Source organism: bacterium (assembly GCA_039961635.1).
Lineage (GTDB): Bacteria > 4484-113 > 4484-113 > JAGGVC01 > JAGGVC01 > JABRWB01.
This window is the reverse complement of the sequence record JABRWB010000044.1, coordinates 1-7,428: the sequence shown is the minus strand read 5'-3', so window position 1 is coordinate 7,428 and position 7,428 is coordinate 1. Positions and strand designations below refer to the sequence as shown.

Sequence of the window (7,428 nt, the reverse complement as noted above, 5' to 3'; positions counted from 1 at the left end):
CCGTCATCCCTGGCGGCGTTGCCGCCGCGCGATTTGTTTGTTGCGCCGAGACCTTCCGGCTGGAGGGATTATACCCGAAAATCACCCTGTCAACAAGTTTCGGGGATTAATTTAAAAAATATATCCTTGATACAATATTCACAAGGCGGATGATTGCATCCGCTTTCGGGAATCAGCCCCGAATCCGCGGCGTGAACGCCGCTCCCTTTATTGGGTTGCCGGACGGCCCGCGGCGTGAACGCCGCGCTTCTCGAACCCGATTGGGATTGACAATCGGGGCGGCGCCCCCTAGTAAATAATCGCCCTTGCGATAAGAAACGCGATTATCGTGACGGCCGCGGAGAACGGGATCGTCCAAAGCCAGCTCATCACGATGGACTTGACCGCTTTCATATTGAGGGCGCCGATGCCGCGAGCGAATCCGACGCCGACGATCGCGCCCACGATGCAGTGCGTCGTCGAGACGGGCAGGCCCAGCTTGCTGCTGATGAGCACCGTCGTGGCGCAGCCGAACTCCGCCGCGAATCCGCGGCTGGGGCGCAGGCTCAGAAGCCCCTGGCCGACGGTTTTTATCACGTGCCGCCCGTACGTCGCGAGGCCGATGACGATTCCGACTCCGCCCAGCACCAAGAGCCATGGCGAAACCGGAACCGTTTCGCTTATCGAGCCCTTGCGCGCGATTTCCACGACCGCGGCCACCGGGCCGACCGCATTCGCCACGTCGTTCGCGCCGTGCGCGAACGCGACATAGCACGCCGTCATCACCTGCAGAACGGCGAACACTTTTTCCGTGGCGCGCATCCGCGCGGTGAACGTCGCCGCGTTCGCTTCGTTCATCCTGCCGACGAGAATTTTCGCGGCGAACCCTGCCGCGATTCCAACCGCGAGCGAAATTAACAGCGCATTCCCGATGGGCATATCGAGGTGCAGGTTCGCGAGACCCTTGTAAATAATCGAAAGCGAAAGGATGAATCCGACCAAGAAAACGAGGTAAGGCGCGATGCGCTTGATCGCGCGAACCGGATTTTCGGTCGCGATCACGCGGCGCAAAAGAAACCAGAACAAAAAGAAACTAATCAGAGCGCCAAGAAGCGGGCTGATAATCCAGCTCGCGAAAATTTCCAGAGACTTGTGCCAGTTGACCGCGCCGAAGCCGCCCGCGACGACGCCGAATCCCAGGATCGCGCCGACGATGCTGTGCGAGGTGGATACCGGCAATCCGAGCCTGGAAGCGAAGTGCAGCCAAACCGCGGCGCCGAACAGCGCTGCCAGCATTCCCAGCACGAGTATGTCGAGGTCGGGGATCGCGTCAAGGCTGATAATGTTTTTCGAAACCGTTTTCGTCACGTGCCCGCCGACCAGCACCGCGCCGAGGAAATCGAAAATCCCCGCGAGGATTATCGCGTTGCGGTAGCTGAGCGCGTGGCTGCCCACCGACGTGCCCATCGCGTTCGCCACGTCGTTCGCGCCCACGCTCCAGGCCATGTACAACCCGAATACGGCGGCCGCGACGATTATCCAGGTTTCGACCATCTCCCCTTTGCTCCCGTCCTACACTGCAAGCATCAGCCGAATCGTTTTGGACAGCCCTTCGCAGCGGTCCGCGATGTCCGACATTTCGCCGATAATTTTCATCCACATCACTATCGCGATCGGGCTTTCCTTTCCTTCGAGAGCGAGAAGCGCCTGCGTCGCCTTGAACGCGCGCTTGTCGGTCTCCCACTCGCAGGTGTTCACCTTGTCTATGAGCGCGATGAATTCGTCCGCCTTGGGGCCGTGAAAGCCGGCGGCAATCAGATCGTCGAGATTTTCGATCATCTCCTTGCAATAGCCGAAGGTTTCATGCGCACGCGTCCAGACCGCGCGGATCGCCTCCTCAAGCCCTTCCGGCATCGCCATTTCGCGCAGCGTGAACAGCGCGGCAAGATCCTCCACGTCGTCGGGAATCCCGTCTATTTCGTGCAAAAGCTTCAGGAAGTCCTTGCGGTCGAACGGCAGGAACAACGACTTGGGCAGGTTGGCGCGTATCTCGTCTTTGAGAAGGTCTATCTGGTGCTCGTCGTGCATGATCCCCTTGGCGATTTCCTTGGTGCCGGCGGCGTCGCCCCGCGCGACCGCGTCAAGAAGCCCCGGTACCGCCTCCATCACCTTCTCGATCTCGGCCATCATCTCGTGCAGCGGGCCGAGCGGCGAGCGCGAAAAAATCGCGAGTATGTTCCTCATGAATTCCTCCGCCCGGAATCAATCATACGGGCGTGCGAGCTTATCACGGGGAGTCGGTTACGGCAATGTCATTCCGCGCGTCAGGCGCTAAAATGCGCTATTGACTCCGATTCACAAGGTTGGAGGGCTCATCCGCCGGGAATCAGCCGACGGTAATTCCGTAGTTGCTGCCAATCGCAAACAAGTCCAGTTCGTCAACCACGCCGTCGCGGTTGGTGTCGGTGCGGCCCGCGTAGCGCGCCTCGCCTATGCGCGCGCCGAACAACCGGACGACCTCGTCCACGTCCGCGTCGTTCACGACGCCGTCGCCGTTCGCATCTCCGGACACCGCCTCGGACGCGCCCCCAAGCGCGGCCGCGAAATCCACGCGCCCGAATCCGTAAATCTCGTCTCTTCCCGCGAGGCCCAAATCCACCGCAGATTCCTGCATGAGCGTGCGGATTTCCGCGTTCGAAACGTCGGGATCGAGGCTCTTGATAAGCGCGGCGAGTCCCGCGACCAGTGGGCTGGCGCCGCTTGTGCCCGTGAACGAGTTGTTTCCGATTTGCGTGTAGGCGCCGCCCTTTCCGGTCGTGACAAGCGCGGTTCCAGGCGCGCAAAGCTCGACTTCCGGCCCCTGCTTGGAGTAATCCGCAATCGTTTCTTCGATTGGGGGAGTTCCCGCTTCCGGATAGCGGCTGGGGAAAACCGTCGTCGCGCCCACCGCGATGCATTCGTCTATCGCCGCCGGCCAGTCTATCGCGCCGCCCGCCGCGCCCGCGCCCACGTTGCCGCCCGCGGCGACCAGCACCAGCCCGGCATTCCAGGCCGCGCGCACCGCGTCGCGTTCGGTATTTCCGCCCGGCGCACCGCCGAAGCTCATGTTGATTACGTCCGCGCCGTTGTCCACCGCGTACGCGATGGCCTCTATTTCCGCGGAAAGCTTGATCGTGAAATCCGTGCCCACTCGCAAAATCATCAGCTTGACGCCGCGCTCGCCCGCGACGCCGCGCCCGCCCGCGGCGCCCATCACTCCGACCGCGTTGTTGCCGCGCGCCCCCACAAGCCCCGCGGTCGACGTGCCGTGGAAGCCGGAGAATTCGTCGTCGTCCTTCGGATCGCTGTCCCCGAAGTAGAAGTCGTATCCGATTATGTCGTCCTTGTATCCGTTTCCGTCGTCGTCGGTATTGTTGGCGGCGATTTCGCCGGGGTTTTGCCAAAACTGCGTGACCAAATCTTCGTGCGAGGTGTCCACGCCCGTGTCGATTACCGCCACCACGACGGATTCGGAGCCGGTTGTCTTATCCCAGGCTTCCTCCGCGTTCATAATCTCGTAAAAGTACTGCCGGTCGGGAGTGATAGCGCCGGCGGGACGGTTGTTCAGGTATTTCGGATCGTTGGGGACGAAGCTTGGCCGGCGCACCACGTCCGGCCAAACGTCGAGAACGTTCGGATCGCTTAACAGCTCGCCGTAGGCTTCGCCCAGCGGCTTATCCGGGGCAACCTTGACAAGCGTGAATCCGAAGGGGAATTTTCTTCCGGGGGAAACCGTTTTGACCGCGCTGATTCCGCGGTCCGGGCCGATTGCGCTCGCAGTCCGCGCCCCGTCCCTGAACCTGACGATCAGCCCGCGGTCAACCACATCGGCATCTGAAATGCCGGACGGCAGCCGGAATACCTGCGGCCCGGCGGTCGAATCGTGCGACGGCGAGGCCGCAACCAGAAAAACAGCCGCCGCAAAAGCGGTCGAAACCATGATCAATCTCGAAAATAACGCCACCTGGATACCTCTTGTTGCGAAGTGCAGAACATTATACCCCGCGCGCGCCGCGATGCGTTCCGAAGATGGAAAAACGCTTTCGACAGGCTAAAATTACACGACTTGAATTCCGATCCAAAACCGCCCGCAAAGTTCGGTGAAAACGCGTTTTTCGACGTGAGCGCGCTCTTCGGCGTTCCGATCGCCGCGCTTTTCGTGCCGAGGCTCGTTCGCACCGACATCACTCCCGCGAGCATCACGCTTTTCTCGATGCTCGCGGGGTTTCTTGCAGCCGGACTCATCGCGCTGGGGCTGCCCTGGCCATGGCGGTTTTTCCCGTTTTTCTTTTACCATATGAAAAACGTACTTGACAGCGCGGACGGCGCGCTCGCCCGCGCGCGCGGCCGTATGGATCGGCTTGGACGCTTCCTGGACAGCGTGACGGATTTCCTGGTGGGGCTGGCCGTGTTTCTTTCGATGGCCGCGGCGGTTGTGGTGGAAGGCGGCTCGTCGCTGCTTTATCTTCTATCGCTCTGCGCCTTTCTTTCGAGCACCTTCTCGACCAGTTACTACGTGTTTTACACCATCAGATTCGCCGAGGCGGTGGGAGCGCCCACCGCCAGCCGATCGGACGAGACGCCGACGGAAGAGGACGAGCGCGAGTACCGCGATCCGAAAACGCAGGAGGCGTACAGATTCGTCTACGCTCTTTTCCGCATTTTCTATCTATGGCAGGACAGGCTGGCGAAGAAGCTGGACGACGCGGTTTTCGAGCGCATAATTCATCTGCGCTCGCGCGACGGCTTCATTTCGAAAGGCCGCTATGAAATCCGCGGTTATTACACCGACAAAAAACTGCTGTTTCTTACGAGTTTTGTAGGATTGGGCTGCCATATTTTTTTCGGCTCGGTTGCGATACTTTTCGAATGGTACGTTTCATATTTTCTTTTCACGATCGCTTGGTCGTTCGCCTGGATTGTCATTCTTGTCAGGCTGAGGTACAGGCGCTTTCTGACGGCGCCGATTTACATCGAGGAGTTGGAAGGGGAAGCGGAAGGGGAAGTTGCATAGTTGTTTATTTCATCAGGTTTTCGGTTGATTTGAATATGTGCAGCCGAGGTGACTTGTCTAAATCGCTTAAGGCCGTATTATTGGCTTGACTAGGCAACTAATTGACTGGACAACCAAATGACTTTGTTTTCGCGCCAACAAAAAAAGCACGCGGAATTCAGCGCCGCTTCTGAATTGCCATAACAACGCGGTTTCGGCCCGAATGCTTGTTGATGGTACGATATCCCCCCATTTGTTGTCACGGAGCATGCGATGCCGAGAATCGAGCCTTTGCCGCTGAAAACCGAAGACGCGGAGGTGCGCGCCGTTTTCGACGACTTCCTGCGCGAGCGGGGAAACGTGCCCAACCTCTTTCGCACGTTCGCACGCAGGCTGGAGATGATGACCACCTCGTTCGCGCATTTTCGAGCGGTCACCTACACGGGCACGGTGCCCGTGGAGGAAAAGGAGCTGGCGGCCGTGCGCACTTCGCAGATAAACTCCTGCCGCTACTGCATGGCGTCGCACATAATGCTTGCGAAGAAATTCGGGATGAGCCGCGAAAAGTTCGAGCGCCTTGGGCTGCTGGATGCGAGCGCGGCCGCGACCGAAGCAATCGGGGACGGCGCGCCGTCGCTGGCGGAGGTGCTTGGACCGGAGGGCGATACGGTCTGGAGCGCGCGCGAGCGGGCGGTGCTCAAGATCGCGGACGCGCTTACCCGCAACGCCGCGGGGCTGCCTGACGAAATCTGGAACGAGGCGCGCGCGGTGTACGCTGAGGAAGAAGTAATGGAAATAATCGCGATTGTCTGCCAGTTCAACTATTACAACCGGTTCGCGAACGCGCTTGAAATCGAGATAACGAAATGAGAATACCCGGCGGCGACATCCGAATTCGGTCGCACGCGTCGCCGATTACGCGCCGGACATTGCAAGCTCCGGGCCGATCATCGCCGCAGCCATCAAAAGGACAATAACGGGCAGCGCGAGGCCGATTATCACTATTGCTCCGAACGCGGCGCGCGCGGGCGCGCGTGCGGGATGGCCGGCGGGAATCCGCGCCGTGACCGAGGCGAGCGCGGCGGCGGACGCCTGGGCCAGCACCGCGGCGATCCCGGCGAGCGAAAGCGGCACGGCGATAATCACGTCCGCCACGGAAAGCGCCGCGGCCGCGAGCAGGCAAATCTCCCCTGCCCATGCCGCCTTGTAAAGGGCAAGCACGGCCATGCGCAGCGCAATTCCCCGCGGTTCTTCCGCATCGCTTGCGTTGGTTTCGGATTCGGGCACGGCGGCGCGCAGAAGCCGCGTGCCCGCCCAGTGCCATACGCACGCGCAAAGGACGACAAGCGAAAGCACGGCGAGATTGAACATTGTCGGCACAGCCGGATTTTAACACCGGGCGGCCGGCGTCGGGCGACGACCGCGCGCGGAGGGATTTCGCCATATAATGCGGATGGCTTTGGAAACAAACGGAAAAAACGGCAAAGGCCTGCTGTGGTTCGTCGCCGGATTCGCGCTTGCGCTGATCCTGGCGGGGACGCTGGCGGCGGGAGGCGCGCTGTCGCGGATGCAGGCGGAGCGCGCGGCCGCCCGCGCGCGCGCGCCCCGGCCTTCCATCGGAGTGGACCTGTCGAAATACAAGGTCACGCTTTTTCCGAAGTTTCCGCTGTCGTACGCGTCAGCGTTGCGCTCGCTTTCGAAGTGCGAATATTTCCCAACGATTGACGAAGCTAGTTTCATCGGAGAGGGAGGAATAAGCGTCACGCTTTGGGGCATAACCGAGGACGCGACGATGGACTACGTTCGCATCGAGAGTCCGGACAACCGCCGCCCGCCGCAGTCCAAATTCACGCCCATCGGCCTGCCGGTCTCGGAAATCGGGATGCCGGACGGCGTCGTCAAGCGCACGCCGCGCGACGCGGGACGCAAGCTGAAAGGCTCGCCGACAACCTATTCATGGATCGAAAATATCGGGGGGGTCGAGGACGCGTTTTACTTCGTTTATGCGAACGACGCGGGAAAGTGCGTCGGATTCCGGGTCACCGTGCTGCCGCGGGAGGCGCCCCGGCCGGAGCCGGCCGAGACGGAACCGGCGCCGCCCGCCCGGCCCACGGTGTCGGGATTCCTGGAGCGCGTCTTGCCGGGCAAGCAGCCATAAGTCGCCTTTAAAATCGCGCCGATAGCCGGGAAGCGCTGCCGGGACTCCGCCCCTTTGGGAATGCACCGGCTTGCCGACGCGGAATTGAATGTGCGGAAGGGCGAGGGGGAATCCGGAGATGCGTGACTCCGCCGCCGATAACCGGAAAGCGCGGCCTTGAGGCCGCGGATTTGCGCGGATTCGCGCGGATAAAAGGTGCTCGCCTTGATACAGCGGATCGCGCGGAGTCAAGGAGCGCGGCGTTTACGCCGCGGTTCGC

At 61.1% G+C, this 7,428-nt stretch carries 7 protein-coding genes; 3 read left to right on the top strand and 4 right to left on the bottom strand.

The window, feature by feature from the left end; all coding sequences use genetic code 11:
- Positions 1-288: 288 nt before the first annotated feature.
- The 3 genes from HRF49_07350 to HRF49_07340 all read right to left on the bottom strand — a co-directional run bounded on the left by HRF49_07350 (position 289) and on the right by HRF49_07340 (position 3,958).
- Complete coding sequence (locus HRF49_07350; GenBank protein ID MEP0814465.1) at positions 289-1,533, bottom strand: inorganic phosphate transporter; 1,245 nt, start codon at positions 1,531-1,533, stop codon at positions 289-291.
- An 18-nt stretch (positions 1,534-1,551) separates the two neighbouring features.
- Positions 1,552-2,223, bottom strand: coding sequence for a TIGR00153 family protein (locus HRF49_07345; GenBank protein ID MEP0814464.1), 672 nt, complete (start codon positions 2,221-2,223; stop codon positions 1,552-1,554).
- Between the two features lie 142 nt (positions 2,224-2,365).
- Entirely contained in the window at positions 2,366-3,958 is a 1,593-nt protein-coding gene (locus tag HRF49_07340; protein ID MEP0814463.1) for a S8 family serine peptidase, read from the bottom strand.
- A 126-nt stretch (positions 3,959-4,084) separates the two neighbouring features.
- Between HRF49_07340 and HRF49_07335 the strand changes: the two genes are divergently transcribed.
- Complete coding sequence (locus HRF49_07335; protein MEP0814462.1) at positions 4,085-5,032, top strand: CDP-alcohol phosphatidyltransferase family protein; 948 nt, start codon at positions 4,085-4,087, stop codon at positions 5,030-5,032.
- 252 nt (positions 5,033-5,284) lie between these two features.
- Positions 5,285-5,881: a carboxymuconolactone decarboxylase family protein gene (locus tag HRF49_07330; GenBank protein MEP0814461.1), complete on the top strand. Its 597-nt coding sequence runs from the start codon at positions 5,285-5,287 to the stop codon at positions 5,879-5,881.
- Positions 5,882-5,926: 45 nt separating this feature from the next.
- Here the strand turns inward: HRF49_07330 and HRF49_07325 are convergent, their stop codons facing one another.
- A complete protein-coding gene (locus tag HRF49_07325; protein ID MEP0814460.1) occupies positions 5,927-6,382 on the bottom strand; it encodes a hypothetical protein in 456 nt (151 codons plus the stop codon).
- Between the two features lie 76 nt (positions 6,383-6,458).
- Between HRF49_07325 and HRF49_07320 the strand changes: the two genes are divergently transcribed.
- Positions 6,459-7,169: a hypothetical protein gene (locus HRF49_07320; GenBank protein ID MEP0814459.1), complete on the top strand. Its 711-nt coding sequence runs from the start codon at positions 6,459-6,461 to the stop codon at positions 7,167-7,169.
- The last annotated feature ends 259 nt before the right edge of the window (positions 7,170-7,428 follow it).